Consider the following 24,634-nt stretch of genomic DNA (forward strand, 5'->3'; position numbering starts at 1 on the left):
AGACCTTCCGCATAAGCTGAAGCAAAGCTGATGCGGGAGGTATTCTTATGTCTTGGAAGCAACTGGCCGGCAAAGGAACGTGGCTGGGCACCGCCACAGCGGCAGTCGTGCTGCTGGCAGCACTGGGCGTATCGTCACTGCTCCTGCTGCGGGGCATCGTGCCGGAGCGCGCGATGGGTCCGCTGGTATGGGGCAGCAGCGTTCTGGCGTGCTTCTGCGGCGGACGTATGGCCATACGGCAGGGCGGCGATGGTCCGCTGCCTCGGGCGCTGGCAGTATCCGCCTGCGTATATGGTGCAATGTGGATCGCGGCGCTGACAGGAAACGAGGCGATACATTTTACCGGCAGCGGTATTGCCCAGACCTGCGCCGTGTGGGGCGGCGGCCTTTTGGCGGGACTGATCGGAACGAAGCAGAAGCGGAGGAGACCCCACAGCGGTCACAGAAAGAGCGGTGACCGTCGAAAACGGGCGGTAACATAAAGCGGCGCATGGTTAAAATAACGAAAACGTGTTTTTGCGGCATTTTTTATCCGACGGTGCGGCGGGCGGCAGGGGAGTCGTTCGCCGCATCACGCTTTTCAAGATATGGTGCAGGGATTTTCGGCATTTCCCCGGATATTGGGATTTCGGCATTTTTATAAACCGTGTCAGTACCCCGGTATACCTTGTTTACATAATTAAGTTGACATAACATTTTGACATAATTTACAAAAAATATGTTTTTGCGGAAAACCTCTTGCGGTTTTGTGAATTTTGCCATATATTTATTATTACGTTTTGGCACGTCTATCGAGAGGGCTTGGCTCATACACTGTGGACGAGGTGAGCCCTATGAAGCTGCGTCGACGCCGTATGCCTGTTCTCCAGCCGCCGAAGGCGCGGCTGTACATACTGTGCCTGTTTCTTGCCGCCGGGATCCTGGCGGGCTTTTTAGCGGGTCGGACTGTGGCATCGGAGGACCTTCTGTCGTTGAGCCGCTATGTGACAGGCTATGCGAGGCTGAATGCAGAAGAACCGCGCAGCGCGGGGCTGTGGCAGGTCCTATGGACCTATCTGCGCTATCCGGCCGCGGCGTTTCTGCTGGGCTGTACAGCCTGGGGCGTGATGCTGATCCCGCTGACGTGCGCGGCCCAGGGCTTCTTCCTGTCGTTCGCGGTGCAGTGCTTTGCCGCTGCACTGGGAAAGCAGGGCGTGGTATTGGCGCTGGCGGCGCTGGGACTGCGGTGTCTGTTCACCATACCATGTCTGCTGACGATAGCGGCGGACAGCTTTGCGTGTGCGTGGCGCCGGGCAGAACGTCAAAAGCCGGAGGTGAGAGACCGGCGGAGCGTGATCATCTGTGTGTTTGTATTGCTGACCGGGACAGTGGCGGAGTGCGCCCTGGTGCCGCGGCTTTTTGCATGGCTGATGCCAGGCTTGACTTGAAAGAGAGAGGAGTGAGGGACACATGACGGACTTTATCGCGGCATACCGCGACTATCTGACTGAGGAGAAGCACGCCTCCGCCAATACCCTCAGCTCCTATATACGTGACCTGACCCAGTTTCACAGCTGGCTGCTTTCCGTGGGCGTAACGGATATGCGGAAGGTGAAGAAAGAGACGATCAATGAGTATCTGCTGCATATGACCCACAGCGGCAAAAGCCCCGCCACAGTCACGCGGTCCACAGCGTCGATCAAGTCATTTTATGCCTATATGATGCAGTGCGGCGCTGTGAAGAGCAACCCGGCCAAGAGCGTGGTGGCCATGAAGGTGGAGAGGAAGTATCCGGAGATCCTCTCCAACCGGGAGGTAGAGCTGTTTTTGGAGCAGCCCAAATGCGTGGACGAAAAAGGCTTCCGTGACCACGCCATGCTGGAGCTGCTGTATGCCACCGGAATTCGAGTCAGTGAGCTGATCGGTCTGGATGTCAGCGATGTCAATTTGTCCGCCGGCTTTATCCGCTGCCGCAGCAAGGGAAAGGAGCGCATCGTGCCGCTGTACACCGCTGCGGTGAAGGCTCTGGAGGACTATGTGCGGGATATTCGTCCCCGGCTCATCGCCGATGAGGAAGAGCATGCGCTGTTTGTGAATATGAGCGGCGAACGCATGAGTCGCCAGGGCTTTTGGAAGATCATCAAGTACTATCAGGAAAAAGCGGGCATCGAGAAGGATATCACCCCCCACACCCTGCGCCATTCCTTTGCCGTACACCTGCTGGAAAACGGCGCCGATCTGCGATCCATTCAGGAGATGCTGGGTCACGCGGATATCAGCTCCACGCAGATATATACACACGTTATCAAAAAGCAGCTGAAGGATGTATATAATAAGGCCCATCCCCGTGCATAACAGCCTATCAAACCGCCCGGTTTTCCGGGCGGTTTTTGTTGCTATTTTTATTCCAGTTTGCTATAATAGAACAAATGTTGGGAGGTGGGCGCAGCTATGCGGATACTGGGCATCGACCCCGGCATCGCCATTGTGGGCTTCGGGCTGATCGAATCGAACCGGGGCAGTGTGCGAATGCTGCAATACGGCGCTGTGACTACCGAGGCGGGACTGCCGCTGGCGACACGTCTGGTGCAGATCGAAAACGACATGACCGCGCTGATCGCCCAACTGAAGCCTGATGAGATCGCCGTTGAGGAGCTGTTTTTCAGCAAAAACATCACCACAGGTATCGCCGTGGCCCACGGGCGGGGTGTGATCCTGTGTACGGCGGAGCGACTGGGCGTACCCATATTCGAATATACCCCCATGCAGGTGAAGCAGGCGGTGGCCGGCTACGGCCTGGCGGACAAGAAGCAGGTGATGGACATGACAAAGCGGCTTTTGAAGCTGAAGACAGTGCCGAAGCCGGACGACGCGGCAGACGCGCTGGCCATCGCCATATGCCATGCCCGCAGCGCTACCAGCCTGCTGCGGCGTAAGGACCCCGACGTGAAGGAGACTGTCTGATATGTATTATTATGTGAACGGCACCGTGGCGGAGATCGATGCGGGGCTGGCGGTCATCGACTGCAGCGGCGTGGGCTACGCCTGTGCCACGACGAACTATACGCTCTCCCAGCTGAAAAAGGGCGCACCGGCCAAGTTGTACACTTATCTGAATGTACGCGAGGACGCCATGGAGCTGTTCGGCTTCGCCGATCAGAGTGAGCTGCGGAGCTTCAAGCTGCTGATCGGCGTATCCGGCGTAGGCCCCAGGGCGGCGTTGTCTATCCTGTCCGCCGTAACACCGCAGCAGCTGGCGCTGGCGGTGGTGACAGAGGATGAAAAAGCACTGACTGCTGCCAACGGCATCGGCAAAAAGATTGCTCAGCGGGTGATACTGGAACTGAAGGACAAGCTGGCACGGGAGGAAGCGCTGGGCGGCACATCCGTTAAGGGCGGTGCGCCCGCGATGGCTGCGGTGCCCCACAGCAAGAAAAGTGAGGCGCAGTCGGCATTGGCGGTGCTGGGCTACGGCAGCGCGGAGATCGCCGCAGCACTGAAAGATATCGACATGGAAGCGCTGACGCTGGAGAACATCATCCGGCAGGCGCTGAAGCGCATGATGAAGTAGAGGAGGGGCGCACATGAGCATTGATTTCGGGGCGGACCTGTACGAGGAGCCTATCGTCGCCAAAACGTTTCTCAGTGAGGATGCCAACGAAGGTTCTCTACGGCCCCACACACTGGCGGAATACATTGGGCAGGAGAAGGCCAAGCAAAACCTGTCGATCTTCATTGAGGCGGCGCGGCGGCGGACAGAGTCTCTGGACCATGTGCTGCTGCACGGCCCTCCGGGACTGGGCAAGACCACACTGGCGGGCATCATCGCCCAGGAGATGGGCGTGAATATCCGCATCACCTCCGGACCGGCTATCGAGAAGCCCGGGGACCTGGCGGCGCTGCTGACGAACCTGAGTGAGAACGATATCCTGTTCGTGGATGAGATACACCGGCTGAACCGGGCGGTGGAGGAGATCCTGTACCCGGCCATGGAGGACTACGCCATCGATATCATCATCGGCAAGGGACCTTCTGCCAACTCTATCCGGCTGGATCTGCCGAAATTCACACTGATCGGCGCCACAACACGGGCAGGGTCGCTGTCTGCACCGCTACGGGACCGCTTTGGCGTGACGCTGCGGCTGGAGCTCTACACGCCTGAGGAGCTGGCAAAAATCGTGACGCGCAGCGCCGGCATCCTGAACGTGTCTATTGAACCGGAGGGCGCTATGGAGATCGCGCGGCGGTCCCGGGGCACGCCCCGTATCGCCAACCGGATGCTGCGGCGGGTACGGGACTTCGCCCAGGTGATGGCCGACGGCGTTATCACCAAGTCCGTAGCGGACAAGGCGCTGCTGGCGCTGGAGGTAGACTATCTGGGTCTGGACAACGTAGATCGACGGATGCTGCAGGCCATTATTGAAAACTATGGCGGCGGCCCGGTAGGTCTGGACACGCTGGCGGCCACCATCGGCGAGGAGTCGGTGACGCTGGAGGATGTGTATGAGCCATACCTGATGCAGATCGGCTTTTTGACCCGAACGCCCCGAGGGCGCTGCGTCACGCAGAAGGCCTATGCACATCTGCACATTGCGTTTACGGGCCAGCAGCAGCTGGAATTGTAGTGCGCAGAGACGGTTCGATGGAATTTTTCGGTTGTTCTCCGCAAGAAAGCCGTCAAATTTGAGTTATTTTTGACAAAGTTACACGATTGACTTGACAAATTATTTTGTAAAAAGGTATAATAGCGTATGGTGAATGATACAAGGGCTGAATATGACCATCTGCAGACGCTGAGCGACGAGGCGCTGTGCGCTCTGGTAAAGCAGGGCAGCCGCGACGCCGAGGAGATCCTAGTAGGGCGTTACCACCGTTTGGTGCGCTCCTGCGCCCGTCCGTACTTTCTGGCGGGAGGGGATAGCGAGGACCTTTTGCAGGAGGGAATGTTCGGGCTTATCAAGGCAATACGGGAGTACGAGCCAGGACACGAGGCCTCTCTGTGCACTTTTGCCGAGACCTGCATTCGTCGGCGGCTGTATTCTGTGCTGCGTGCTGCCGCCTCCGGGAAGCATTCACCTCTGAACCAAGCCGTTCCTTTGGATACCTCTTTCTTTGACGCGAATCTCTCCTTTGCCCACGTCGATCCCGAGGGTTGGGTCATCGACTGCGAAAAAACTGCCGCTCTGCTGGAAAACGCGCGCAAGCTGCTGTCCGAATTCGAGGTAAAGATTTTAGGGTATTATCTGGACGGTCTCACCTGCCGTGAGATCGCAGAAACTGTGGGCCGGTCCCCGAAATCGGTGGACAACGCCGTGCAGCGTTTGCGCCGCAAAATAGCGCGGCAGCTTCTATCCGGCGATATCAGCAAAGGCTGAGCGCAATATATTTTTTCTCAAAGAGAGGGTAAAATCATGTACGAAGACAAGACCTTAGTGTGCAAAGAGTGCGGCAACGAGTTCGTTTTCACCGCCGGTGAGCAGGAGTTCTACGCTGAGCGCGGCTTCCAGAACGAGCCCCAGCGCTGCAAGGCCTGCCGTGACGCGCGCAAGAACGCTGCCCGTGGTCCCCGCGAGTATTTCACCGCTGTCTGCGCTGCCTGCGGCGGCGAGGCCAAGGTGCCCTTCGAGCCCAAGAGCGATCGTCCTGTGTACTGCAGCGACTGCTTCGCCAAGATGCGTGAGAACGGCTGATCTGCTGACTGCACACTGTTAAGTAGATAGAATAGACCGCCTTCCGGTATGCCGGAGGGCGGTTTTTTATAGCGCAGGATGAGAAAAATCCTGTTGAAAGTTCCGGCATTTTGGGGTATACTATCAGCACAATATTGTATTTGGAGGTTTTCCAACATGATCGAGATCACGAAAGACACCATTATCGGTGATATTTTGGACGTTGCGCCCCAGACCGCGCCCATCTTCCTGTCCATTGGTATGCACTGCCTGGGCTGCCCGTCCTCCCGCGGCGAGACGGTGGAGGAGGCCTGCGCCGTTCACGGCATCGATGTGGATAAGCTGCTGGAGCTGGTGAACGAGGAAGCCAACAAGCCCATCGCCGAGTAAACAAAAAAACAAAGCCACGCATACGCAAGCGTATGCGTGGCCATTTGTGTAGGGAAATATGGAGAGACGACTGCAATTACAACCGCGGCTCCAACTGCTGGCGGACATGACACCGGCGGGCTGCCGTCTGGCGGATATCGGCACGGACCACGGGTATCTGCCGGTGTGGCTGCTGCAAAGGGAGCGTATCCAAAGCGCTATTGCTGCGGACATCGGCGCAGAGCCTCTGGCGCACGCGCGGCGGACTGCGGAGGAATATGGCGTGGAGGGTATCAGCTTCCGCCTGTGTGACGGGCTGGCTAATATCTCTCCGGAGGAAACGGATACAGTGATCATCGCCGGCATGGGCGGAGAGACCATCATCGCCATCCTGGAAAGTGCGCCATGGACGAAGGACGGTGCGCATACGCTGCTGCTTCAACCCATGACAAAGGCCGCAGAGCTGCGCCGATGGCTATCTGTAAATGGGTACACCTTTACAGATGAGCGGCTGGTGTGGGACAAGAATTACCTGTATCCGGTGCTGCGCGTGAACGGCGGCATTTGTCCGGCGCTGACTGAATTACAGACGCTGACCGGTGTTCTGCTGGACGGCGACCCGCTGTATGCGGACTATCTCACCCAGCACATCGAAAAGATGCTTCATATCGCGGAAGGTCTGCGCCGCAGCGGCAGAGAGGACGCTCTGCGTCGGGCGGAGGCCGCGGAAGCATTGGCACAGCAGATAGAAGAAAAGAGGAAAACCCTATGACAACGGTACGGGATATCGAACAGTATCTGTACGCCTGGGCACCGCGGGAATTGGCGGAGAGCTGGGACAATGTGGGTCTGCTGGTGGGTGACCCGGAAGCGGAGGTGCGCCGCGTTCTGGTCGCGCTGGACGTAACGCCGCAGGTGGTGGACGAGGCCATTGAAAAAGACTGCCAGCTGATCGCGGCACACCATCCGGTGATGAACTGTGCGTGGCACCAGGTGCAGACCGTCCGCACCGATGACCGGCAGGGAAGGGTACTGACAGAGCTGATACGCCACGGCATCGCCGCCATCTGTATGCACACCAATCTGGACGCGGCGGCCGGTGGCGTCAATGAGGTTTTGGCGCAGAAGCTGGGCCTTTCCGACCTGAAAATGCTGACGGAGGAAAAAATAGGGCGGATCGGCACGTTAAAATGTGAAATACCCCTTGTGGAGTTCACCCATTCTGTGATAGAATTATTGAAATGCAATGGTTTGCGCTATGTGGACGCGGGACGGCCGGTACACCGGGTGGCGGTGGGCGGCGGCGCCTGCGGCTGCTATATTCCGCAGGCTATTGCCGCAGGCTGCGACACCTTTGTGACCTCCGACCTGAAATATAACGACTTTTTGGACACGGAGGGGCTAAATTTGATCGATGCGGGTCATTTTCCCACGGAGAACGTGGTATGTCCCGCACTGCGAGACCGGTTGGCAGAGGCATTCCCCGCAGTCGACGTCTTATGTTCGACCTCGCACAGCCGCGAGATCATCCAATACTGCATAAAGGAGAAGTAAACCATGTCAGGACATTCCAAGTGGCACAATATTCAGAAGACCAAGGGGGCGGCCGACGCCAAGCGCAGCGCCGCATTCACCAAGATCGCCAAGGAGATCATCGTGGCCGTCAAGCAGGGCGGCAGCGGCGACCCCAACAACAACTCCCGCCTGGCCACTGTTATCGCCAAGGCCAAGGCAGCCAATATGCCCAATGACAACATCAAGCGCACCATCGACAAGGCACTGGGTTCCGGCAATACCGATAACTATGAATCTGTCACCTACGAGGGCTATGGCCCCTGCGGCGTTGCTGTCATCGTGGAGGCGCTGACCGACAACCGTCAGCGCACTGCACCCGAGATCCGCCATTATTTTGACAAATTCGGCAAGGGCATGGGTGCTCAGGGCTGCGTCAGCTGGTCCTTTGACCGTAAGGGTGTGATCGTCATCGACAACGAAGAGGGCGAGCTGGACGAGGATACCGTGATGATGGACGCGCTGGATGCCGGCGCCGAGGATATGCAGGCCGACGGCCCCGTGTTTGAGATCACCACCGATCCGGACAGCTTCAACGACGTGGTCAAGGCGCTGGAGGAGAAGGGCTATTCCTTCGAGAGTGCGGAGATCGAGATGGTTCCCCAGAACTACATTGTCATGACCAGTGAGGACGATGTCCGCAGCATGACGAAGCTTCTGGATATGCTGGACGACAATGAGGACGTGCAGAACGTCTGGCATAACTGGCAGCAGGATTGATTGGAGAACATACGAAAGGCGGCCTCGCGGCCGCCTTTATCTATGGGGAGAGTGATTATTTGACAATAGAACGGATCGAGCGTGATGGAAAAGCGTGTGCCGCGATACGCGGCACAGAAAAGGTCATCATCGATGCACAGTCTGCGATGGAACTGTATAAAAGAGACAGGGCAGACGCCCTGTCTCTTTGCATATATCACAGTGTCCGGACGCCGTCCATGATGATGGCGCCGGCCAGGGCGGCCATCTCTTCCGGCGTCTCCTTTGCACCGCCGGAGAGCCACTCCAGTGTCAGCGTCAGATTGCCGGAGACAATGAAGGAACAGAAATAGTCCAGACGGTCGCTGCTCCCGGAATAGAACCGGGCCAGGAAGTCACGCAGGAAATAACTGCGTAGGATTCCGCAGATACGCTCGGTATACGCCCGATCGCCGTTGGGCCCCAGCAGCACCAAACACAAATCGGCGTTGTCCTGGGCGAAGCGATACAGCTCCGTCAGGTAGGGAAACGCATCGACTTCGCCGGTGGAGTAGGCGTATTTCTTACAGACCAGGATCAAACGCTCGGCCATTTCGTCCTCCAGCCGCTGCAGAAGATCGCTGACGTCCTTATAGTGGATATAGAAGGTCCCGCGGTTGATGTCGGCACGCTCAGCCAACTCGCGGACGGAGATGGATTTGGAGGGCTTCTCAGACATGAGATCCATCAGTGCCTGCCGCAGCTGCCGCTTTGTCTTTCTGACGCGCCGGTCAATACCTCTCTCTTCCATACCAATACCCTCCGCACTCTTTTTGATCTGCCGAATAGTTGACCTTGTGTTGATTTTAGCACAAAAAGGCAGAAAGAACAAGGCTTTTTTACAAAACCGCCTTACTCTTGTGGAAGATCAGGCACTTCTAAACCACGGAGACAGCGCATAGAAATAAGGCAACAGACAGCATTCGGAGGATGGCATTATGATGGAGACAACGTCTATTTATCAGGATATGGCTCAGCGAACCGGCGGCAGCGTGTATATCGGCGTTGTGGGACCGGTCCGCACGGGAAAATCCACCTTTGTCAAACGATTTATGGAGACGCTGGTGCTGCCGCACATCGAAAACAGCTACCGGCGTGACAGGGCACAGGACGAACTGCCGCAAAGCGGCTCCGGGCGCACCATTATGACGGCGGAGCCGAAATTCGTTCCGGAGGAGGCCGTGGAGCTCCGGCTGGCGGAGGGCGCGGCCTTCTCGGTACGGCTGGTAGACTGCGTGGGGTATATGGTGGACTCCGCCGTAGGGCAGTTTGAGGACCTGTCGCCGCGGATGGTGATGACACCCTGGTTCGATCATGAGATCCCCATGACCGAAGCGGCGGAGATCGGTACCCGCAAGGTCATTACCGACCATGCCACAGTGGGTATCGTGGTGACCACCGACGGCACGATCACGGATATTCCTCGAGAGGACTACCGCGAGGCGGAGGAACGCGTCATACGAGAATTGCAGGACATCGGCAAGCCCTTCGTGGTGCTGGTAAATTCTGCCCAGCCGGAGGACCCCAGGGCAGCTGCTGCCGCAGCGGAAATACAGACACGGTACGGCGTGACCTGCCGCTGTGTCAACTGCCTGACACTGACGGAGGAAGACATCGGCGATATCCTGCAGGATCTGCTGTATCAGTTCCCTTTACGGGAGCTGGATGTTTTTCTTCCCGAATGGGTAGATGCGCTGCCGGGTGAACACCCCATCCGCAGCGGACTGTACCAGGAGATCGGCGAGGCTGCGTCCCAGCTGACACGTATCTGTGCACTGCCGCCATGCTTGGCAGCGCTGTCCCAAGGCGAAAATATTGAGAGTGCGGCAGCCAGCACTATTGATCTGGGAAACGGCGTGGCACAGGTGGAAATACGGCTGCCGCGGCGTTTGTTCTTTGAAACGCTGAGCCAGCGCAGCGGCTTGCAGGTGACCGATGACGGCGACCTGATGCAGATCATCGGTGAGCTGGCGGAGGCCAAGCGGGAATACGACAAGGTGGCGCCGGCCCTTCGATCCGCCAGGGAGACTGGTTATGGCATCGTAATGCCCGGCGTGGAGGAGCTGAACCTGGAGGACCCGGAGATCGTGCGGCAGGGAGGACGCTACGGCGTGCGGATGCGAGCCAGCGCGCCGTCTATCCATCTGATCCGTGCGGATATCGAGACGACGGTTTCCCCCATCGTAGGCAACGAGAAGCAGTCAGAGGACATGGTAAACTATCTGCTGCAGGAATTCGAGGGCGATACGGGAAAGCTGTGGCAGTCCAACATCTTCGGCCGCAGCTTCCATGAGATCGTAGGAGAGGACCTGCAGGCAAAGCTGAAGCGTATGCCGGCAGACGCTCAGGCAAAGCTGCGCCAGGCGCTGGAACGCATAATCAACGAGGGCGGCGGCGGACTTATCTGCATTATTCTGTGACACCGGATATATTCTCCATAACAGAGCAGCCGGGCAAACGCCTGGTTGCTCTGTTTAAGGCGGTATATCGTAAGAAGCTGCACGTTTACAAGGTTTGAAACGTATGGAACATTTGGTTTTGATTTCATTGTTTTTTGAATTTTTCGGTAGAAAAACAGGTGTAAAACCTCAATTATTGTGAAATATTTTTTACTTTTATAGTGACAAATTTATGTAAGCTGGTATAATGTACTTGGAACAAATACGGCCGCCCCGGGCGGTGGAACAAAGGAAGGACAATCACATGGGAATCAAGATCGGTATCAATGGCTTCGGCCGTATCGGACGGGTGGTGCTGCGTATACTTGCAGACGACCCGGAGCGCTTCGAGGTATGCGGTATCAACCTGCGGAAGGCGGACGTGGACTACATGGTCTATCTGCTGAAATATGATTCTGTGTTCCGGAATTTCCCCGGAATTGTGGAGCACGCCGGCGGTGACCTGATCGTCAACGGCCGCAAGATCAAGGTATACAGCGAGTCCGATGCCGCCATGATCAACTGGGCAGACTGCGGCGCGGAGTACATCATCGAGTCCACCGGCGCCAACAACACCACCGATAAGGCCTCCCGCCATTTCAAGGGCGGCGCCAAGAAGGTCATCCTGACGGCCCCCGCCAAGGACGATGCCACGCCTACCTTTGTCTTCGGCGTCAACAGCGATGAATACCGCAGCGATATGCGCGTCATCTCCAACGCCAGCTGTACCACCAACTGCCTCGCGCCGCTGGCCTATGTCATCCACAAGGAGTTCGGTATCGAGCAGTCCCTGATGTCCACCATCCACGCATCCACCGCCAAGCAGAAGGCCGTGGACTCTCGCGGCGGCAGTGACTGGCGTACAGGCCGTTCCATCCTCAACAACATCATCCCGACTACCACCGGCGCGGCCAAGGCCGTGGGTCGCGTGATCCCCTCCCTGAAGGGCAAAATGACCGGCATGGCCTTCCGCGTACCCACCGCAGACGTATCCGTGGTGGACCTGACGGCGCGGCTCAGCAAGACGGCGTCCTACGCGGACATCTGCTACGAGGTCAAGCACGCCTCCGAGACGTATATGAAGGATATTATCGGCTATACCCGCGACCAGGTGGTATCCACCGACCTGATCGGCAATCCCTGCCCCTGCATTTTTGACGAGACAGCGGGTATTTCTCTGGATCAGGACTTCGTGAAGCTCATCGCCTGGTATGACAACGAGTGGGGTTACAGCAACATGGTGGTGCGTATGCTGGAGCATATGCACACTGTGGACGAAGCGGACGCCTTTGTGGCGCAGGAATAAGCGGCATATATACGATCTCCCCCGGCCCTGCCGGGGGAGATTTCTTGCGTCCGTACCCTTGTCAAGCGGTTCGCCGCGTGGTATGATAGCACCAGTAGGAAAGGTGGATAGGGAGGAGGACATATATGCTTTTGGCCATCGATATCGGCAATTCCAATATTTCCGTAGGGCTGTTTGACCGGGAGAAAACGCTGAAATTTCTGGCATCTATAGACACGGACAGCCGCAAGACAGCAGACCAGATCAGCATTGATCTGATGAATTTGTTTACACTGTACGGCTGTGATATCCACGATGTCAGCGGGGCGATCTTATCCAGCGTGGTACCGCCTATGAACTTCATGATGGAAAAGGCGCTGACGCGCCTTCTGGGCAAGCCGCCCATGGTGGTGGGCGCAGGCATCAAGACCGGGCTGAACATCCGCATGGAATTCAACAGCCAGCAGCTGGGCGCGGACATTGTGGCTAACGCGGTATCGGCATTGGAAAAATACCCGGTGCCCATCATCATGATCGACATGGGCACAGCCACCATCATCTCCTACATCTCAGAGAAGCGCACCTACGAGGGCGGACTGATGTTCCCCGGCGTGCGGCTGTCGCTGGATGCGCTGTCCCATCATACGGCGCAGCTGCCCAATATCTCGCTGGAGCACCCCCGGCAGCTCATCGGCAAAAACACCGAGGACTGTATGCGAAGCGGCATCGTCTACGGCACCGCCGCCATGCTGGATGGGGTCATCGACCGTATCCGTGAGACGCTGGGCGGGGCGGAGCCCTCTATCGTGGCCACCGGCCCAAACGCACCGGTGATCGCCCGATACTGCCGCAACCACGTGGTGTACGACAAATATCTGCTGATGGAGGGACTGTACGCCATCTATCAGAAAAATGCAAAATGACATACGCGCCCTCCGGCGATACCGGAGGGCGTACCTTTATGTAAAAACAGCTGGAAAGCAAAAATACTTTCCAGCTGTTTATGTATAACGTTTTTACTTAGCAAGCACCTTTTTCAGCTTGACAAAGCGGGGCAGAGAGTCCTGCTTGGGCAGCTCCGGCTCACCCTGGATCAGCGGCAGCGCATACTCGATGAACTGGTGGTTCACGCCATTGCCCTCCTCATTGATCCACTCGCGGGGAATTTTCTTCTCCACGTTGGCGACCTCCACCAGCGGAACGAGCTTGGTGCGGCAGGCATACTTCCCGTTCTGGATACCGCGCTCAAAGCCGATCATGCGGCCGTTGATGCCGTTGACCGCGTTCTCCACGGCCACCTTGCCGGCCATGTAGGACTCTTCGATATCCGTCTCGCTGGCCAGATGGGCGGCGCAGCGCTGAAGCAGGTTCAGCTCGATGCCTCGGACCTTGGCGCCGGTCTCCTCCTTCAGCACTTCGGCCAGAATAGTGGCCAGACCACCCAGTTGGGCGTGGCCGAAGCCGTCGTTGGCGGCCACCTTGGCCTCGGAGACGAAACCGCCGTCCTCATAGTGGATACCCTCGGACACGGCCACAATACAGTTGCCCGTGGCATTGTAGACCTTCTTGACGTCCTCGATGAATTTGGGCATACTGAAATCCGTCTCAGGCAGATAGATCAGATCCGGACCCGCGCCATATTCGCTGGCCAGGGCGGAAGCTGCGGCCAGCCAACCGGCGTGACGGCCCATGATCTCCACCACCACGATCATTCCCTTGTCGTACACGTGTGCGTCCTGATAGACCTCCATAATGGAGGTAGCGATGTACTTGGCGGCAGAGGCATAGCCGGGGCAATGATCCGTGCCGAACAGATCGTTGTCAATGGTCTTGGGCACGCCCATAACGCGGCACTCGTAGCCCACAGACTGCATATACTGGTTGATCTTATTGCAGGTGTCCATGGAGTCGTTGCCGCCGTTATAGAAGAAATAGCGTACATCGTGCTTCTTGAAGACCTCAAGGATACGCTTGTAGTCCGTATCATCTAGCTCCGGATCGGCGATCTTATAGCGGCAGGAGCCCAGTGCGGAGGAGGGGGTATACTTCAGCAGGCGCAGCTCCTCGGGATCCTCCTGCCCCATGTCGAACAGCCGATCGTTAAGTACACCCATGATGCCGTGTTCGGCACCCAGCACCTGGGTAATGGCGCCGGACTTCAGCGCCGTGTCGATCACGCCGTAGGCACTGGCATTGATAACGGAAGTGGGGCCGCCGGATTGACCGATAATACACGCGCCGCGCAGTTCTTTCATATTCGCATACCTCCAAAAGCGGAATTTTTGTGTTTACAACGGGTATTTTACCATGTAGAATAGCCGTTGTAAACAGTTTGTGCTTGCAAATCCGTAAAAATATGATACAATAGGAACGTTCCATACAACAGGTGCATACTTGCAAAATTTATCATAAAGGAGACTTTGACATGGCACTGGTAACTTCCAAGGAAATGTTCGCCAAGGCTTATGATGGCGGCTACGCCATCGGCGCGTTCAACGTCAACAACATGGAGATCGTACAGGGCATCACCGAGGCCTGCCAGGAGGAGCACGCTCCCGTGATCCTGCAGGTCAGCAAGGGCGCCCGCGCCTACGCCAACCACACCTATCTGGTGAAGCTGGTGGAGGCGGCGGTAGCGACCTGCCCCGATATCCCCATCGTGCTGCATCTGGATCACGGCCCCGACTTTGAGACCTGCAAGAGCTGCATCGACGGCGGCTTCACCTCCGTGATGATCGACGCCTCCTCCAAGCCCTTCGCCGAGAACATCGAGATCACCCGCAAGGTGGTGGAGTACGCCCATGACCACGGTGTCGTCGTGGAAGCGGAGCTGGGTACGCTGGCCGGTATCGAGGATGACGTGAAGGTGGCTGACCACGCCGCGTCCTACACCCGTCCCGAGGAGGTGGAGGAGTTCGTATCCAAGACTGGCTGCGACTCCCTGGCTATCGCCATCGGCACCAGCCACGGTGCGTATAAGTTCAAGCCCGAGCAGTGCACCGTCAATGAGAAGGGCATCCTGGTGCCGCCTCCCCTGCGCTTCGACGTGCTGGAGGAGGTCAGCAAGCGCCTGCCCGGCTTCCCCATCGTGCTGCACGGCTCATCCTCCGTGCCGCAGGAGTATGTGAAGATGATCAACGACCACGGCGGCAAGATGCCCAACGCCATCGGTGTGCCCGAGGAGCAGCTGCGTCAGGCCGCCCGTCTGTCCGTCTGCAAGATCAACATCGACTCCGATCTGCGTCTGGCCATGACCGGCACCATCCGGCAGTTCATGGACGAGCACCCCGACAAGTTCGATCCCCGCGAGTATCTGAAGCCCGCCCGCGCCAACATCAAGGAGCTGGTACGCCACAAACTGGTGGACGTGCTGGGCTGCGCTGGCAAGGCGTAAACGACTGTACAAAAAATCTCCCGGCTCCGCAGAGCCGGGGGATTTTTTCAGTTGTATGCGCTGTCAAGAAAGCACCATATTGTTATACGACCTCTACCACGCGCCAATAGCCGTCACCGTATTTTTCCAGTTTCCAGAGTACGATATGGTCTATTGCGCCCGTACCGGTGCATGTGCTGAGGTCATCTGTCTTATCAAAGCGCTGGTATCCGTATTTGACCCACATTTTCCCGGAATCTCCGCTGAAATGTGCCGACAGCAGGTCGATGTGATAGATGGTCAGCATTTTGCCGGCGTCCATCTCCGGAACGCAGTAACGTACCAGCGCGCCCATGGCATAGGCAGCCTCGTCCCTCGGCATCGCCAGAACATTGTTGTATATTTCCTCCTCTGAATACTCAAATACGATGTGTGCGTTGCTCAGAACAGCCTCTGCCTTGTCCTGGTCGGAATAATCTCCCTTGAACAGCAGCGCCATGCGGTCGCTGAAGGTATACTGTTCGGCAGAGCTGATGGCCGCCAGATAGTCGATGGAGTTGATCCGCAGCATCAGCGTCACCAGCAGCACCACCGTCGCGGTGATGGCGATGGCGCACCAGGTCTGCTTCCGCAGCTTCTTTTTCAGCGTCCGCAGAACGCCGGCTTCACCGGTGCGTTGCTCCGTGTCCGCGTCAGTGGGAGCGGACGGCTCTTCACCGGCGGACAGTGCGCGGCATTCTTTGCATGTATCCAGATGCTCTTTGACAAAGGCGGCGCTGTCCTCGCTGAGCATGCCCTCCGCATACAGCGGCAGCAGGTCGCGGACGATACTGCATTCATTTTTCATTGTTGCTGTCCTCCAATCTGTTTTTTATCATGTTTCTGGCACGGTGGTAGGTGACGCATACCCAGTTATCCGACTTGGCGAACAATTCACCGATCTGCTTATAAGACAGCTCGGCGTATACCCGCCACATGAACACCTCCCGGTACGGCTCCGGCAGGTCATGCAGAATAGCCTGTATCTGCCGGGCTTCCTCCCGTGCGCCGATCAGCTCCTCGGGGGTATCCGCACTGCCCACAGACTCCGGCAGTTCTTCCAGCGGAGTGGTATGCTTTTCCTTCCGCAGATAGGTATAATAGCAGTTCTTGGCGATCTGGCACAGCCATACCCGCATGTCGCAGCTGCCCCGGAATTTTCCGATGGATCGCAGTGCCTTGAAGAATGTGTCGCTGGTGATCTCCTCAGCCACATGCTCGCTGCCGGATAGCTTCAGAATATAGCGGTATACATCCCGGAAGTACAGGTCATAGACCTGCTCAAATTCCATCTGCTGCCACCTCCTTTGTCTATATGACGCGCGGCTCGGCGGAATCTTACAAATTATTTCGATTATTTTGGACAGCGAAAGCGGCGGCGCGGATGATATCCGTGCCGCCGCTGATAACAACAGCTGTAAATTATATCTACTTTACAGTGTCTCTTTGATTTTGACCGCGATCTGATCGGCGGTCAGGCCGTATTCCCGCAGCACGTCGGCAGCCTTGCCGGACTGACCGAACCGGTCGTTGACGCCGATCTTGCGGAATTTGCAGCAGACCTTGCCCATCAGTACATCGGCCACAGCGTCACCCAGACCTCCGATGACGCTGTGCTCCTCCACGGTAATGACATTGCCGCACTTTTCGGCGTACTTCGTCACGCACTCCGCGTCAATGGGCTTGATGGTGTGTACGTTGATGACGCTGATCTCGATACCCTCGGCGGAGAGCAGCTTGGCGGCCTCCAGCGCCTCGTTGACCATCAGACCGCAGGCGAACACCGCCGCGTCCTTGCCCTCGCGCAGCACATTGGCCTTGCCGATCTCAAAGGGATAGTCCTCCTCGAATACCGGGGTGGCCAAACGCGCCAGACGCATATAGGCGGGACCCTGAAACTCCGCCAGGGCAAAGGTGGCCTTCTTTGCCTCATTGGCGTCAGCAGGGACGATGACGGTCATGCCGGGGATCAGCCGCATAAGACCGATGTCCTCGATGGCCTGGTGGCTGCCGCCGTCCTCGCCCACAGACACGCCGGCATGGGAGCAGCATATCTTCACATTAAATCTGGGATAGGCGATGGTGTTGCGGATCTGCTCATAGGCGCGCCCAGCGCCGAACATGGCGAAGGTGGAGCAGAAGGGGACAAGCCCCATAGTGGACAAACCGGCGCCGATATTCATCATATTGGCCTCGGCGATGCCGCAGTCAAAGAAGCGCTCGGGATGCGCCGCCTTGAAATACTTGGTCATAGTGGCACCAGCCAGGTCGGCATCCAGCACTACGACGTTCTTATTCTGTTCACCCAGCTCTACCAGCGCCTTGCCGTAGGCTTCACGGGTGGCGATCTTTTCACTCATGGCTCAGTCCTCCAATTCCTTCAATGCCTGCTGCCGCTGTTCCTCGTTGGGCGCCTTGCCGTGCCAGCCCACCTGGCCTTCCATGAAGGATACGCCCTTACCCTTGACCGTGTGGGCCAAGATAGCCTTGGGCCTGCCAGGCGTCACAGGCGCGCCCAGCGCTGCTTCAATGGCGTCCAGGTCATGGCCGTCGATCTCGTGCAGATCAAAGCCAAAGGCCCGCAGCTTGGCGGGCATATCGCCCAGGGACATGACCTCGTCGTTGCTGCCGTCGATCTGCAGGCCATTGTTGTCCACGATCACGGTCAGGTTGTCCAGCTTATAGTGGGCAGCGGACATGAGGGCCTCCCAGATCTGGCCCTCCTGACACTCGCCGTCGCCCAGCAGCGTAAACACCTTGGTGTCCTTGCCCTGCACCTTGGCGCCCAGCGCCATACCCACGGCAATAGAGCAGCCCTGACCCAGGGAGCCGGTGGAGGCGTCCACACCAGGGACCTTCTTGCAGTCCGGGTGGCCCTGCAGGATGCTGTGCAGCTGCCGGAAGTTCTTGAACTCATCGCGGCTGATAAAGCCCAACTCTGCCAGAACCGCGTAGTAACAGGGGGCAGCGTGGCCCTTGCTGAGCACAAAACGGTCACGGTCCACCCAATGCGGATTTTTGGGGTCGATACGCATATGGTTATAGAATACGCTGGCCACCAGCTCCACCGCGGACAGGGAGCCGCCGGGATGACCGCTGCCGGCGTTGGCGGTCATGTTGATGATGTCACGGCGCATCTGACGGCACACGCCGGACAATTCTGCTTTATTCATGGGAAACCTCCATTCCATGTTCTTCTGACCTAATAGGATATAGTATTTCCCATATAAAGTCAATGCAGGACAACAGAAAAGTCACAGAAAAGTAACGGAAAATATCACATCAGCAGGGGAGGGCACATACAATAGGGCGGAGGGATGCCAGATGCTTTTTCGTCCGTATGACAGACTGGAGGCCGTGATCTACGCCCATCGCTGGGCCTATGGCCGCAATCCGGCCTTTTACGATTATGAGGAGATCGGCGGCGACTGCACCAACTATGCCTCACAGTGCATCTACGTCGGCACCGGTGTAATGAACTATACACCTACCTTCGGCTGGTACTACATCAACAGCAATGACAAATCCCCCTCCTGGACGGGTGTTGAGTTTCTGCGTGACTTTCTGGTGCGCGAGGAACGCTCTGCCGGGCCGGTAGCCCAGGAGACGCAGGACCTCTCCCGGGCACGGCTTGGAGATGTGATACAGCTAAGGTTCAGTGGGGATGTATTCCAGCATTCTCCGGTGGTGGTACAGCCCAACTCTGACGGTGATCCGGCCAAAATACTGGTAGCCGCCCACAGCGCGGATGTGGATTGGCGGCCGCTGAGTACCTACGACTATCAGGCGTACCGGGTCCTGCACATACTTGGTGCATTCGTGCCGTAAATGAACATCCCCCGGGGAAACCTGGGGATGTCGTACAATAAGCTGTCCCCGGCAGAGCCGGGGACAGCTTATTATTGCGGCACTATTTATCAAAGGATGGGTTCATAAAATATACGTTCTTTTCGTTCAGCCGGTCTTTGGCCAAGCGCAGACCTTCGCCGAAGCGTACAAGATGGAGTAACTGTACTTGCTTAAATGCGCCATTCGATCTTGATGGACTCGCTGGTCGCATAGATGACACGGATGAGCTGGTCTACCGTCTGTCGCTTATCATCGAAGCTCAACTCGTCCCACATAGTCAGGTGATTATAGATCTCCGTATAGTCCGCTTCCTTGTGCAGCTTCAATTCAGAGATACGCTTCATCAGCTCTTGCTTTTTCCCATCCAGTTCTTTGACGCGCCCACTGATGTAGCGAAACAGGGTATCGTCCGCAGCCGACAGGCGATCCATCAGCGAGCCAATCTCAGTCTCAACTTGCGTAAGTTGAACATTCAACGCCGTTAGCTCGGGGTTAACGTAATTTCCTTTACACCTTCTGAGCGTTTTGAACTGAGCCATCTTTTTGCGCATTTCATTGTAGATGATTTGCTCAAACTCGTCGGTATAAATCGTTCCGGGACCCTTGCAGGCTTTGGAGTTCATTTTGTTCGAACAGAGGAGATAGCGGGAGCGTGTGGTCGAGTAGTGCTTATCCACCAAAGCGTACCCGCAGATGCCGCATTTGATCTTTCCCGCCAGCCATGTGTTCTTGGCTTTCTGATATGGCTTGATCTGCTGCGCTTCCAGACACTTTGCACGGCATTTCAGCCATAGGTCGGAGGGAATGATGCCCTCGTGTGGCGCCAGCACCAAATGGTTGCCTTCTAAATTCATTTGCTTGCGTCCTACGGAGTCCTGTCCCTTGTAGTAGTAGCATCCGTTCGTGCCGATAAAGTCACTCGGATCGTTTGCCATGATCGCGCCTTGGTCACGATAGAACTCATAGACGGATAGATCCGCGCGGACATAGATGGGATTCCTGAGAACATCCGCAAGTCGTGTGCGTCCCCACGGCTTTCCGTTTTTGAGAATGCCGTGGGCTTGAAAGTAGCGGATAATGTCACCGTAGGAGCATTCCGGCTTGGAGTAGAGCTCATAGATCAACCGCACCTGTTCCGCTTCCTCCGCGTTGATCTCATACATAGAGGTCTTAATACCCTCGATGGTCGTCGGGATCAGCCGGAATCCATACGGAACTCTGCCGCCCATATAGAAGCTCTTTTGACTGCGGGAGTAGTAGGCATCCGCCACGCGCTTTTGAATAGTTTCCCGTTCCAACTGCGCGAATACAATGCAGATGTTGAGCATGGCGCGTCCCATGGGCGAGGAAGTGTCGAATTTTTCTGTCGTGGATACGAACTCGACCCTGTGCTTTCCGAATTTCTCCATCATATTAGAGAAGTCGAGGATAGAACGGCTGATGCGGTCCAGCTTGTAAACAACGACCTTACCAATCACTCCGTTTTCGATGTCGTTCATCATTTCCGCAAAGGCGGGACGGTCTGTATTTTTACCGCTGTAACCTCTGTCGGTATAAACCTTATACTGTTCACCTCTCATTTCGTACTGGCAGAACTCGATCTGGCTTTCGATAGAAATGCTATCGGCTCTGTCAACGGATTGTCTTGCGTAGATTGCGTTCATTTTGTAGCTCCTTCCTCACAGAAAAGAGCTGCTGACAGGTACATCATACCGCAGCAGCTCCTAAATAGCTATCATTTTCATTGTGTTTTTCATACTTTATAAAGACCTCGAAAAGACCTTCCTCGATACATCGCCGCTGTTCCATGCACTCCTCGGCGGTAAGCTGTGGGGTAAGGTTTTCAATTCTGATCATATTTTTTCTGCCGGAAATAATGTGCGCATCACTATCGTAAGTGAAAGGGCGGACAATAATAACTATCACCTCCCGCGGTGCTATCATTTTATTTGCGAGAACCTTGTCCTATGCAGAAAGGGAGAGTCGAAATCCTTCAACTCTCCCTTTGCGTCACATGGTCTGCTGCCAGTCATAACTCACCTCGTCCTCGTGGTCATCAGCCTTGTGACCGAGGGCGATTTTCTTTTCCCGTTCTTTTTGCAATGCCTTTCTGTCGGTGTAGTGCTGTACGGGCATCACAGGGGCAGTAGGCTGGAGCTGCTCCAGACGGTGCCCAAGCCCCACCAGAGCAGAAGCAGTGCTGCCGCCGCCATTAGCAGAGAGATCAATGCCGGAATACCGACTTGTGGTAGATGCAGTCTGGGAAGTCTGATTCTGCGCAGAGAAAAAGAGTTCTCTTTCGGCTTCCCAGCCTGTTCGCTCATCTGCTCCAGATGGCGTACCGTCTTCAGAAGATCGTCCAGCTGCGTCCGCGTGGGAAGCTGCGACATCTGCCTGCTGATGCTCTCCAACAGATCCGTCTGCCGATCCGCATGGTACCACAGTGTATCCAGATCGTTCATCATTTGCTCCCAGTCCGCTTTTGAGGGACGCGCTTCGGGAGGTGGTGCCTGCACCGGCAGCGCTGTCTGCTGGGAGTTGCGCTGCTTGAGTTCTTGCAGAGACAACCTCTGCCCGTATTCTGAATTCATGCTCCATGGCCTCCTTGCAATACTTTTCCTCGTGTAATTTGTTGTCGCGGCACTTCGTGCCGTCCGGCGTGGTGTAGGTGATGTACTTGCGGCTGCTCTCCCAGCGGACGGCGTAGCCCTCGGACACCATCAGGGAAACGAAGGCGTCCTTGTCGGCGGCGTATTTCATACACTCGTCGATGGTGTTCATGAGCCGCAGCTTCCAGCTTTGACCCTTCAACGCCGTGTGGTACTCCGCGCCGCCCATGCCGCGGGCCTGTTGCGTTGGCGCATCAAAGACAGGAAGACCCATCTCCAGACAGATCGCATCGTTGCGCCGCATCAGCTCTTGGATCTGCGCTTTCGCCATGTGCAGCTTTTTGCCGGTCTCAAAGTTGACAGAGTTGATGACGCAGTGGGAGTGGATGTGCTCCCGGTCTACATGGGTGCAGACCAGCACCTCGCAGCCGTCGAAGTATTCTGCCAGCCGCCGCGCGGCTTCGTGGGCCTGCTGTGGATCGACCGCCGCGCCTTTTGGGAAGCTCTGCACCATGTGATAGAACATCACGCCGCCATCCTTGTGATAGAGCAGCTTTGTATTGATGAAATCATCGTAGACGCTCTGCGGCTGGCAGTTGATGCCGCTGACGAGCGGCCCGCCCTCCCATGTGGTTTTCTTTTCCTGCATGACGTAAAGCATCACGCCGCGCATGGCGGCGCGGGACTGTGTGCCCTTTTTGTAGTTCACGAAATGTACGATGGCCATACGGCTCACCGTCCTTCCATGACAGCCCGCAACGCGACGCTGACCTCGGACAACTCACCGGCGGCTTTCTCCAAGCCGATGACCTGCACTTTGCCCATGTTGGCAAGGACGGTGAGGCGGTTGATGTTGCTGCCGATGCCCTTGAGCTGGCGGAGCAGTTCTTTTTGCCCGTCGATGACAACGATCCGCTTGCCGAGGCAGCAGGCGGTGACGTAATCGCTCATGGACATGTGGGCCTTCGCTGCCAGCGCCCTGATCTTCTCACGGTCAGCGGACGCCATGCGCGTGCTGAATTTGATATCTTTTTTCATGGTTTTCTCCAATCGTAGCTTTAAGTGGGTCCGGGCTTCCGCCCGGAATTTGGGTGCAGGGCTTTGCCCGCCCAGAGCGTTTGGCAGGGCAGCGGCTTCGCCGCAGACCAGACAAATGCGATGCTGGCCGTCGTCCGAGCGGACGACAAATCCCTCGTCCCGCCGCAAGCGGCAGGACTCGCTCTCTCTGTCGCTCGTCCTCTTCCCACCGAAACCGCTTCGCTGGGTTTCGGCGGGAGCCCTGTTGGGGGAGGTGATAAGACTCCCGTTTTGCATTTTCGGCATTTCCGTGTGGGGGGTGGTATCATTACCCTCGGCGTGCGCTTCATGCCGTTGAAACGCTGGACGCGCGGGGGGTTTGGCGGCGTATTCGTCGTTTTTATGCCGTCTCGGAATTTGCCCCGTGCGGGCTGAATCTCCCCTCGTCGGGTACACACACCACCCCAGCCTTTAACCGCGCACACAGCGGCTCACAGGGCGAAACAGGGGGCATTTTCACTGCCTAAGACATCGGCAGGGTCGATAGGGTCAACAGCTTGGGTACCCTGTGCATCGTCACTTTCGGCACGGCGCAGCTCAATGAGCCGCTTGCCGTTGCTGCGGCGCACCACGGCGGAAATGCCAATTTTTCTTAGTGCGGCAACGCTTTGCAGGATTAGACGGGATACCTTCTTCGGCGTGATGCCCTCGCTGCCCGCAGGGTCGATCTGCGCGGACAGCTCCGTGGGAGTGCCGATAAATTCCGTGCGGTCACGCATCAGCTCAGAGAGAAGAATGACGATCCGGCCACCCAACAGCTCCGGCTGCGTCCGGCTGTCCGACACCAGCTCCCACACATTTTCCGCGTTGCGCTCCAGCGTCAGCTCCCGGTACTCGATGTCACGCCCGATGCAGGAGAGAGTTGCCTTGCCGCTGCCGCGCTTGTCCTCTACCAGCGTGAAGCTGGAATCCACCGCGCCGCTAATGGCAGTCGTACCGGAGATGCGGCTGAACACATCGTCGGCAAACTCCTTCCGCAGATGGTGGATCAGAAGGATGGCGATGCCGTGGGTGTCCGCAATACGCTTCAGCGTGGAGAGGTCACGGTAGTCATTTGCATAGGTGTTGTCATAACCGGTGCCGCGGATCATTTGCAGCGTGTCGATGATGACCAGCACCGTGTCGGGGTGCTCAGAGAGGAACGCGCAGAGCTGCTCCTCCAAGCCCTTGCCAAGGGTGTCGCTGTTGGTGGAGAAGTGGACGTTGGCGGGAGCATCCTCCGTGATCTCAAACAGGCGGTTCTGGATGCGGAGGGTGGAGTCCTCCAGGCAGAGGTAGAGCGTGGTACCCTGTTTCACGCCCATGCCCCAAACGGCTTCGCCCTTCGCCACCGTGACCGCCAGCCACAGCGCCAGCCATGATTTTCCCACCTTGGGAGAGCCAGCAAGGATGTGCAGGCCCTGAGAGAGCAGCGTGTCCACCACGAAGTTCAGCGGCGTGAGCGGCTGACTCATCAGCGTTTCTCCGTCGATGGTCAGCAATCGGTTTTCTTTTTTCAATTTCGGATCCTCCTTAAAAATATTGCTCCCATCGGAACGATGAGAGCGAAAAAAGCAGAGGGGCGTTACCACGGGACGGCGCGTGGTTTCTTCCCTCTGCTTGTATTGTGGAGGAATTTATGCTATGCTGAGAAAAAG

28 protein-coding genes are annotated in these 24,634 nt (G+C 56.9%); 17 read left to right on the forward strand and 11 right to left on the reverse strand.

The annotated features are described in order from the left end of the window. Window positions 1-47 precede the first annotated feature (47 nt). The 12 genes from ACOMDU_RS01350 (at window position 48) to ACOMDU_RS01405 (ending at window position 8,309) form a co-directional block, all read left to right on the forward strand. Window positions 48-482, forward strand: coding sequence for a hypothetical protein (locus tag ACOMDU_RS01350; RefSeq protein WP_421128689.1), 435 nt, complete (start codon window positions 48-50; stop codon window positions 480-482). A gap of 351 nt (window positions 483-833) precedes the next feature. After that, window positions 834-1,427 carry a stage II sporulation protein M gene (locus tag ACOMDU_RS01355; RefSeq protein ID WP_421128690.1) on the forward strand — a complete coding sequence of 198 codons (594 nt, stop codon included), beginning with the start codon at window positions 834-836 and terminating at the stop codon, window positions 1,425-1,427. A gap of 22 nt (window positions 1,428-1,449) precedes the next feature. Then, window positions 1,450-2,334, forward strand: coding sequence for a site-specific tyrosine recombinase XerD (xerD, locus tag ACOMDU_RS01360; protein ID WP_421128691.1), 885 nt, complete (start codon window positions 1,450-1,452; stop codon window positions 2,332-2,334). A 96-nt stretch (window positions 2,335-2,430) separates the two neighbouring features. Beyond that, entirely contained in the window at window positions 2,431-2,943 is a 513-nt protein-coding gene (gene ruvC / locus ACOMDU_RS01365; RefSeq protein ID WP_421128692.1) for a crossover junction endodeoxyribonuclease RuvC, read from the forward strand. A gap of 1 nt (window position 2,944) precedes the next feature. Then, the gene (gene ruvA / locus ACOMDU_RS01370; RefSeq protein ID WP_421128693.1) at window positions 2,945-3,550 is read left to right on the forward strand and encodes a Holliday junction branch migration protein RuvA; all 606 of its coding nucleotides are present in this window, start codon (window positions 2,945-2,947) and stop codon (window positions 3,548-3,550) included. 13 nt (window positions 3,551-3,563) lie between these two features. Next, a complete protein-coding gene (gene ruvB, locus ACOMDU_RS01375; protein WP_022135956.1) occupies window positions 3,564-4,604 on the forward strand; it encodes a Holliday junction branch migration DNA helicase RuvB in 1,041 nt (346 codons plus the stop codon). A gap of 126 nt (window positions 4,605-4,730) precedes the next feature. Then, window positions 4,731-5,354 (forward strand): sigma-70 family RNA polymerase sigma factor, encoded by a 624-nt coding sequence (locus ACOMDU_RS01380; protein ID WP_022135957.1) that lies wholly within the window; start codon window positions 4,731-4,733, stop codon window positions 5,352-5,354. A 36-nt stretch (window positions 5,355-5,390) separates the two neighbouring features. Continuing rightward, window positions 5,391-5,669: a zinc-ribbon domain containing protein gene (locus tag ACOMDU_RS01385; RefSeq protein ID WP_321044474.1), complete on the forward strand. Its 279-nt coding sequence runs from the start codon at window positions 5,391-5,393 to the stop codon at window positions 5,667-5,669. A 156-nt stretch (window positions 5,670-5,825) separates the two neighbouring features. Then, window positions 5,826-6,038 (forward strand): DUF1858 domain-containing protein, encoded by a 213-nt coding sequence (locus tag ACOMDU_RS01390; RefSeq protein ID WP_022135959.1) that lies wholly within the window; start codon window positions 5,826-5,828, stop codon window positions 6,036-6,038. Window positions 6,039-6,096: 58 nt separating this feature from the next. Continuing rightward, window positions 6,097-6,789, forward strand: a complete 693-nt coding sequence (locus ACOMDU_RS01395) for a class I SAM-dependent methyltransferase (protein WP_421128694.1) — start codon at window positions 6,097-6,099, stop codon at window positions 6,787-6,789. Continuing rightward, window positions 6,786-7,571: a Nif3-like dinuclear metal center hexameric protein gene (locus tag ACOMDU_RS01400; RefSeq protein ID WP_421128695.1), complete on the forward strand. Its 786-nt coding sequence runs from the start codon at window positions 6,786-6,788 to the stop codon at window positions 7,569-7,571. Before ACOMDU_RS01395 ends, ACOMDU_RS01400 begins: the two co-directional genes overlap by 4 nt. Before the next feature lie 3 nt (window positions 7,572-7,574). Beyond that, window positions 7,575-8,309: a YebC/PmpR family DNA-binding transcriptional regulator gene (locus tag ACOMDU_RS01405; protein ID WP_022135962.1), complete on the forward strand. Its 735-nt coding sequence runs from the start codon at window positions 7,575-7,577 to the stop codon at window positions 8,307-8,309. 196 nt (window positions 8,310-8,505) lie between these two features. Here ACOMDU_RS01405 and ACOMDU_RS01410 read toward each other — a convergent pair whose 3' ends face one another. Beyond that, complete coding sequence (locus ACOMDU_RS01410; protein ID WP_421128696.1) at window positions 8,506-9,078, reverse strand: TetR/AcrR family transcriptional regulator; 573 nt, start codon at window positions 9,076-9,078, stop codon at window positions 8,506-8,508. 190 nt (window positions 9,079-9,268) lie between these two features. On the opposite strand from ACOMDU_RS01410, the gene spoIVA reads away from it, so the two are divergent. From spoIVA to ACOMDU_RS01425, 3 genes are all read left to right on the forward strand, one after another. Further along, window positions 9,269-10,747, forward strand: coding sequence for a stage IV sporulation protein A (gene spoIVA, locus ACOMDU_RS01415; RefSeq protein ID WP_421128941.1), 1,479 nt, complete (start codon window positions 9,269-9,271; stop codon window positions 10,745-10,747). Between the two features lie 283 nt (window positions 10,748-11,030). Beyond that, window positions 11,031-12,071, forward strand: a complete 1,041-nt coding sequence (gap, locus tag ACOMDU_RS01420; RefSeq protein ID WP_421128697.1) for a type I glyceraldehyde-3-phosphate dehydrogenase — start codon at window positions 11,031-11,033, stop codon at window positions 12,069-12,071. Window positions 12,072-12,196: 125 nt separating this feature from the next. Beyond that, complete coding sequence (locus ACOMDU_RS01425) at window positions 12,197-12,973, forward strand: type III pantothenate kinase (protein ID WP_421128698.1); 777 nt, start codon at window positions 12,197-12,199, stop codon at window positions 12,971-12,973. Window positions 12,974-13,066: 93 nt separating this feature from the next. On the opposite strand, the gene ACOMDU_RS01430 is transcribed toward ACOMDU_RS01425, so the two are convergent. Then, window positions 13,067-14,305 carry a 6-phosphofructokinase gene (locus ACOMDU_RS01430; protein ID WP_022135967.1) on the reverse strand — a complete coding sequence of 413 codons (1,239 nt, stop codon included), beginning with the start codon at window positions 14,303-14,305 and terminating at the stop codon, window positions 13,067-13,069. Window positions 14,306-14,475: 170 nt separating this feature from the next. Between ACOMDU_RS01430 and fba the strand changes: the two genes are divergently transcribed. Continuing rightward, window positions 14,476-15,444 carry a class II fructose-1,6-bisphosphate aldolase gene (gene fba, locus ACOMDU_RS01435; protein ID WP_421128699.1) on the forward strand — a complete coding sequence of 323 codons (969 nt, stop codon included), beginning with the start codon at window positions 14,476-14,478 and terminating at the stop codon, window positions 15,442-15,444. An 82-nt stretch (window positions 15,445-15,526) separates the two neighbouring features. Here fba and ACOMDU_RS01440 read toward each other — a convergent pair whose 3' ends face one another. The 4 genes from ACOMDU_RS01440 to ACOMDU_RS01455 form a co-directional block, all read right to left on the reverse strand. Next, the gene (locus ACOMDU_RS01440) at window positions 15,527-16,270 is read right to left on the reverse strand and encodes a zf-HC2 domain-containing protein (RefSeq protein WP_421128700.1); all 744 of its coding nucleotides are present in this window, start codon (window positions 16,268-16,270) and stop codon (window positions 15,527-15,529) included. Beyond that, entirely contained in the window at window positions 16,260-16,754 is a 495-nt protein-coding gene (locus tag ACOMDU_RS01445; RefSeq protein ID WP_421128701.1) for an RNA polymerase sigma factor, read from the reverse strand. The genes ACOMDU_RS01440 and ACOMDU_RS01445 overlap by 11 nt, the downstream gene beginning before the upstream one ends. 141 nt (window positions 16,755-16,895) lie before the next feature. Then, entirely contained in the window at window positions 16,896-17,822 is a 927-nt protein-coding gene (locus ACOMDU_RS01450; RefSeq protein WP_421128702.1) for a transketolase family protein, read from the reverse strand. A gap of 3 nt (window positions 17,823-17,825) precedes the next feature. Further along, complete coding sequence (locus tag ACOMDU_RS01455; RefSeq protein WP_421128703.1) at window positions 17,826-18,635, reverse strand: transketolase; 810 nt, start codon at window positions 18,633-18,635, stop codon at window positions 17,826-17,828. Between the two features lie 151 nt (window positions 18,636-18,786). Between ACOMDU_RS01455 and ACOMDU_RS01460 the strand changes: the two genes are divergently transcribed. After that, window positions 18,787-19,290 carry an amidase domain-containing protein gene (locus ACOMDU_RS01460; protein WP_421128704.1) on the forward strand — a complete coding sequence of 168 codons (504 nt, stop codon included), beginning with the start codon at window positions 18,787-18,789 and terminating at the stop codon, window positions 19,288-19,290. A gap of 191 nt (window positions 19,291-19,481) precedes the next feature. Here the strand turns inward: ACOMDU_RS01460 and ACOMDU_RS01465 are convergent, their stop codons facing one another. The 5 genes from ACOMDU_RS01465 to ACOMDU_RS01485 all read right to left on the reverse strand — a co-directional run bounded on the left by ACOMDU_RS01465 (window position 19,482) and on the right by ACOMDU_RS01485 (window position 24,496). Beyond that, the gene (locus tag ACOMDU_RS01465; RefSeq protein ID WP_421128705.1) at window positions 19,482-20,975 is read right to left on the reverse strand and encodes a recombinase family protein; all 1,494 of its coding nucleotides are present in this window, start codon (window positions 20,973-20,975) and stop codon (window positions 19,482-19,484) included. A gap of 43 nt (window positions 20,976-21,018) precedes the next feature. Continuing rightward, window positions 21,019-21,168, reverse strand: a complete 150-nt coding sequence (locus tag ACOMDU_RS01470; RefSeq protein WP_418505937.1) for a hypothetical protein — start codon at window positions 21,166-21,168, stop codon at window positions 21,019-21,021. A gap of 153 nt (window positions 21,169-21,321) precedes the next feature. Next, the gene (locus ACOMDU_RS01475) at window positions 21,322-22,647 is read right to left on the reverse strand and encodes a relaxase/mobilization nuclease domain-containing protein (RefSeq protein WP_421128706.1); all 1,326 of its coding nucleotides are present in this window, start codon (window positions 22,645-22,647) and stop codon (window positions 21,322-21,324) included. Between the two features lie 5 nt (window positions 22,648-22,652). Next, a complete protein-coding gene (locus ACOMDU_RS01480; RefSeq protein WP_421128707.1) occupies window positions 22,653-22,958 on the reverse strand; it encodes a MobC family plasmid mobilization relaxosome protein in 306 nt (101 codons plus the stop codon). A 470-nt stretch (window positions 22,959-23,428) separates the two neighbouring features. Further along, window positions 23,429-24,496 (reverse strand): AAA family ATPase, encoded by a 1,068-nt coding sequence (locus ACOMDU_RS01485; protein WP_421128708.1) that lies wholly within the window; start codon window positions 24,494-24,496, stop codon window positions 23,429-23,431. Between the last annotated feature and the right edge of the window lie 138 nt (window positions 24,497-24,634).

Origin of the sequence: Vescimonas sanitatis, assembly GCF_049060325.1 — a bacterium.
Classification (GTDB): Bacteria; Bacillota; Clostridia; order Oscillospirales; family Oscillospiraceae; genus Vescimonas; species Vescimonas sanitatis.

Coding starts and splice junctions, on each gene's coding strand:
- ACOMDU_RS01350 (WP_421128689.1), top strand. CDS start 48: ATGTCTTGGAAGCAACTGGCCGGCAAAGGAACGTGGCTGGGCACCGCC.
- ACOMDU_RS01355 (WP_421128690.1), top strand. CDS start 834: ATGAAGCTGCGTCGACGCCGTATGCCTGTTCTCCAGCCGCCGAAGGCG.
- xerD (WP_421128691.1), top strand. CDS start 1,450: ATGACGGACTTTATCGCGGCATACCGCGACTATCTGACTGAGGAGAAG.
- ruvC (WP_421128692.1), top strand. CDS start 2,431: ATGCGGATACTGGGCATCGACCCCGGCATCGCCATTGTGGGCTTCGGG.
- ruvA (WP_421128693.1), top strand. CDS start 2,945: ATGTATTATTATGTGAACGGCACCGTGGCGGAGATCGATGCGGGGCTG.
- ruvB (WP_022135956.1), top strand. CDS start 3,564: ATGAGCATTGATTTCGGGGCGGACCTGTACGAGGAGCCTATCGTCGCC.
- ACOMDU_RS01380 (WP_022135957.1), top strand. CDS start 4,731: ATGGTGAATGATACAAGGGCTGAATATGACCATCTGCAGACGCTGAGC.
- ACOMDU_RS01385 (WP_321044474.1), top strand. CDS start 5,391: ATGTACGAAGACAAGACCTTAGTGTGCAAAGAGTGCGGCAACGAGTTC.
- ACOMDU_RS01390 (WP_022135959.1), top strand. CDS start 5,826: ATGATCGAGATCACGAAAGACACCATTATCGGTGATATTTTGGACGTT.
- ACOMDU_RS01395 (WP_421128694.1), top strand. CDS start 6,097: ATGGAGAGACGACTGCAATTACAACCGCGGCTCCAACTGCTGGCGGAC.
- ACOMDU_RS01400 (WP_421128695.1), top strand. CDS start 6,786: ATGACAACGGTACGGGATATCGAACAGTATCTGTACGCCTGGGCACCG.
- ACOMDU_RS01405 (WP_022135962.1), top strand. CDS start 7,575: ATGTCAGGACATTCCAAGTGGCACAATATTCAGAAGACCAAGGGGGCG.
- ACOMDU_RS01410 (WP_421128696.1), bottom strand. CDS start 9,078: ATGGAAGAGAGAGGTATTGACCGGCGCGTCAGAAAGACAAAGCGGCAG.
- spoIVA (WP_421128941.1), top strand. CDS start 9,269: ATGGAGACAACGTCTATTTATCAGGATATGGCTCAGCGAACCGGCGGC.
- gap (WP_421128697.1), top strand. CDS start 11,031: ATGGGAATCAAGATCGGTATCAATGGCTTCGGCCGTATCGGACGGGTG.
- ACOMDU_RS01425 (WP_421128698.1), top strand. CDS start 12,197: ATGCTTTTGGCCATCGATATCGGCAATTCCAATATTTCCGTAGGGCTG.
- ACOMDU_RS01430 (WP_022135967.1), bottom strand. CDS start 14,305: ATGAAAGAACTGCGCGGCGCGTGTATTATCGGTCAATCCGGCGGCCCC.
- fba (WP_421128699.1), top strand. CDS start 14,476: ATGGCACTGGTAACTTCCAAGGAAATGTTCGCCAAGGCTTATGATGGC.
- ACOMDU_RS01440 (WP_421128700.1), bottom strand. CDS start 16,270: ATGAAAAATGAATGCAGTATCGTCCGCGACCTGCTGCCGCTGTATGCG.
- ACOMDU_RS01445 (WP_421128701.1), bottom strand. CDS start 16,754: ATGGAATTTGAGCAGGTCTATGACCTGTACTTCCGGGATGTATACCGC.
- ACOMDU_RS01450 (WP_421128702.1), bottom strand. CDS start 17,822: ATGAGTGAAAAGATCGCCACCCGTGAAGCCTACGGCAAGGCGCTGGTA.
- ACOMDU_RS01455 (WP_421128703.1), bottom strand. CDS start 18,635: ATGAATAAAGCAGAATTGTCCGGCGTGTGCCGTCAGATGCGCCGTGAC.
- ACOMDU_RS01460 (WP_421128704.1), top strand. CDS start 18,787: ATGCTTTTTCGTCCGTATGACAGACTGGAGGCCGTGATCTACGCCCAT.
- ACOMDU_RS01465 (WP_421128705.1), bottom strand. CDS start 20,975: ATGAACGCAATCTACGCAAGACAATCCGTTGACAGAGCCGATAGCATT.
- ACOMDU_RS01470 (WP_418505937.1), bottom strand. CDS start 21,168: ATGATCAGAATTGAAAACCTTACCCCACAGCTTACCGCCGAGGAGTGC.
- ACOMDU_RS01475 (WP_421128706.1), bottom strand. CDS start 22,647: ATGGCCATCGTACATTTCGTGAACTACAAAAAGGGCACACAGTCCCGC.
- ACOMDU_RS01480 (WP_421128707.1), bottom strand. CDS start 22,958: ATGAAAAAAGATATCAAATTCAGCACGCGCATGGCGTCCGCTGACCGT.